We start from the raw sequence: 3,208 nt of genomic DNA, 5'->3' as shown, positions 1-3,208 counted from the left end.
TGTTTTCTCGTATCAAAATTGAATATGAAAACTAAATCCGTAATCCTGACTGGCGGTTCTGAACCCCTCAGGTTTATGAAGTGGCTGACCTAAGAAAAGATCGACATTGCTTTGCACTGGCCCCGTGTTCCATCGCGTACGCAGACCCACTACCGCCCCAGCCATTTCGTTACCCAGTTGCATTTGATTAGAGGGTCCGCTGACCCGCCCCCAATCTAACCCTGAGTACACGCTGTAGGGGCTTCGACCAAGCTGCATGGAAACTTCGTTACGCAATAAAAGGCCACTGTCACCACTGAGCATGCTCACACCATCAAAGCCGCGCACGGAATAACGTCCACCGATAGAAAATCGATCTTGGGGAGTTAGAGGGGTTTCATGCCACTGTCCACGAAAGCTACCGTGGTAGTTCCAACGCTGATGGACAAAATCAAAAGGAATACTCACACTGGCATTCAGTAACCACATTCGCATACGTGACGTGCCTTCACCGAATGCTTCTTCGGGGGCGGGCAATGCCCCCCATGCACCGATGCCCCTACGATGAGTGAGGACTGCTTCCCACACCCCCGGGCCCACGCTACGACGATGACCAAGACTGATATCCACCCCAGATACAGCACGACGCTGCACCTCAATTTCCGTATCATCTATGTAGTTGTTTGAGCGCCGGTGAAACGCACGTATAGCGCCTGTGGTTTTACCTGCTTGGTCACGCTGAAGGACACGCGAAAGTTGTGCATCGTGCTGATCGCTTGTACCCGAATAAACATAGTCCTGAAAAGCACCAGCAATAGTTTGATGATATCGAGAGCTAGAACTATTGAATGACAGGAGACTGTACCCCCAGGGGACGGAGTAATGTAAAGCATGCCCAGAGTTGCCTCGGTCTCCGGGGTCTTTACCTCCTAATTCAGACTGCAGAGTAATGTAGAACAGGTCGCTTAGTGTCAAAAGGTTATCGTAGCTGAGTGTAAAAGCCCCTTGGTATTTTCCTGTGCTTTCATTGCCTGAATCATCAACCGATGCATGTACTCTGAAAGGAAAAGCTGAAGTGGCTATAGTTTCCCGGACACACAGACGCAGGTAATATCTCCTGCTTATAGAGGTGTGTCATGACTCAGAAGAAAACCAATTCTTATACCGACGAATTCAGAGAAGGTGCCGTCAAACTGGCGATAGAATCGAATCAGCCAGTTGCCCAGTCCGCCCGAGAACTGGGGGTGAACGTCAATACACTGCATACCTGGATCAATAAATTTCACGGCGAACCACCGCCAGGCTCCGGTAAGCAGGTAAATGACGTGCATCTGTATGAGGAGCTAAAACAGCTGCGTCGTGAAAATGCCCGACTCAAGGAGGAGCGGGAACTGTTAAAAAAGGCGGCAGCCTTCTTCGCCAAAGAATCACGCTGAAATACACCTTTATCATGCACCATCAGAGCGAATTCAGCATCGCTCTGATGTGTCGGGTGTTTGACGTTTCTCGAAGCGGTTATTACGAGTGGCAATTACGGCCGCCCAGCTTGAGAAACCAGCGAGATGAAGCGTTGAAGGCCAACATTCATAAGCACCATCAAGCCAGCCGAGCGACGTATGGGACGCGACGTCTCCAGCAGAAGCTGTCGGAAGAGAATGAATCAGTCAGTCGGCGTCGCATTGGCCGATTAATGCAGGAGGAAGGCTTGGCGTGCAAAACAAGGCGCAAGTTCAGGGCAACGACGAACTCGAAACATGATAAACCCGTTGCTCCCAACCTGCTGGATCGACACTTCACCACGGAGAAGCCCGATCAGGCTTATGTGGGGGATATCACTTACATACCGACACGGGAGGGGTGGCTTTACCTGGCGGTGTTTATCGACTTGTATTCGCGCGCTGTCGTAGGTTGGTCAATGGATAGTCGCATGCCGACCTCGCTGGTCAATGATGCGCTTACCATGGCGATTTGGAAGCGTAGGCCTAATGCCGGATTACTGGTTCATAGCGACCGCGGAAGCCAGTATGCATCGGACAACTTCCAGCAGCTGCTGACGCAACATGGTTATCGGTGCAGTATGAGCCGTAAGGGAAATTGCTGGGATAATGCCCCGTCAGAAAGCTTTTTCCACACGCTAAAGACGGAACTTGTTCACCATGAAGACTTCAAGACACGGGCTGAAGCGAAGCAAGTCATCTTCGAGTATATCGAAGTGTTTTATAACCGGGTGCGGCTGCACTCCAGCAATGGCTATATGAGTCCAGTGGACTATGAGTCAGCGCTACCAGTAGCTGCTTAAAAATATGTCCGGAAGACTGTTGCCACATCAAGCCTGCTTGTGGCGGATTATCAGTTCACTTTGACCTGGTTCTTCACCAGGCTCAATCGAGATATCAGCTTCAACTGTTGGCACACGTCTGAAATTTTCAAGTCCCTGTTCAATATCGCGCAAATTTAGAACCCGACCAGCATGGGTTGGAATGGTATTGAAAAGAGTCGCGCGCTGACCATATTCCTCCGCAAAGCGAATATCACTAATCACGCCTTCTAAGATATCTAGGCGCAACTCTCCAGACGACAAATCTTGTGGGGGCGCAAGAATGCGTGTGGTTGTCCAGCCCTTCTGAACCAACGCTTGCTGCAGGCGAGCCATAATGACGCTTACCCCCTGAGCTCCTAAGCAGCGACTAAGCACTGGCTGACTATCTTGAGGGTCATCAACATAGTCATATAGCCAATCCCAGTCCCGACTCCCTCTGTCAATAACATTAAGAGAGATACTGCTAATTTCAAAACAAGGCGTCTCTGTCGCAGGGAAAACAAGCGGAACTTTGGGATCATGCAGGGGAGATAGTCGCACATCGCTCTGAGGCTGAAGCTGCTCGCGCTGCTGCCTTAATCTTTCTTGCTCCTGCCGAAATTGGCGCAGGGACTCGTTGTCAAGATCCAATGAACTCTGTGCGGCTGCATTACTTGCAACACACATCAAAAACAGGCACAAACAAGCCCTTCCTAAGTAAACAGGACACCAAGAACTCAATTTTTGATAATTATTTTTAACCGCGATATCCCTATCGAAAAACCAAACGTCAGCAGCCTTAATAACTACGTTTACCTTCATTTTAGTTGTAAGCAACCTATCCCTAACAGACATATCGAGGAACTCCTTTTCCAGACACTAAAATCCCAATCCATCCCTTACTCTTTTTCTCACACTTCATCAATCACA

Annotated in this window: 3 protein-coding genes; 1 reads left to right on the top strand and 2 read right to left on the bottom strand. The window is 49.6% G+C overall.

Features of this window, described 5'->3' with window-relative positions; genetic code table 11:
- Positions 1–12: 12 nt before the first annotated feature.
- On the bottom strand, positions 13–1,062 hold the full coding sequence (locus tag B6A39_RS06720; protein ID WP_232318768.1) for a ShlB/FhaC/HecB family hemolysin secretion/activation protein: 1,050 nt from the start codon (positions 1,060–1,062) through the stop codon (positions 13–15).
- Positions 1,063–1,115: 53 nt separating this feature from the next.
- Here B6A39_RS06720 and B6A39_RS06715 point away from each other — a divergent pair.
- A protein-coding gene (locus tag B6A39_RS06715) for an IS3 family transposase (RefSeq protein WP_156886207.1) occupies positions 1,116–2,278 on the top strand; the annotation gives its coding sequence in 2 pieces (ribosomal slippage) (positions 1,116–1,389 and positions 1,389–2,278; 1,164 coding nt in all).
- Between the two features lie 27 nt (positions 2,279–2,305).
- On the opposite strand, the gene B6A39_RS06710 is transcribed toward B6A39_RS06715, so the two are convergent.
- Positions 2,306–3,133, bottom strand: a complete 828-nt coding sequence (locus B6A39_RS06710; RefSeq protein WP_083002921.1) for a POTRA domain-containing protein — start codon at positions 3,131–3,133, stop codon at positions 2,306–2,308.
- Between the last annotated feature and the right edge of the window lie 75 nt (positions 3,134–3,208).

It is taken from the genome of Halomonas sp. GT (genome assembly GCF_002082565.1).
Classification (GTDB): Bacteria; Pseudomonadota; Gammaproteobacteria; order Pseudomonadales; family Halomonadaceae; genus Vreelandella.
This window is presented reverse-complemented; position numbering and strand designations above follow the sequence as displayed.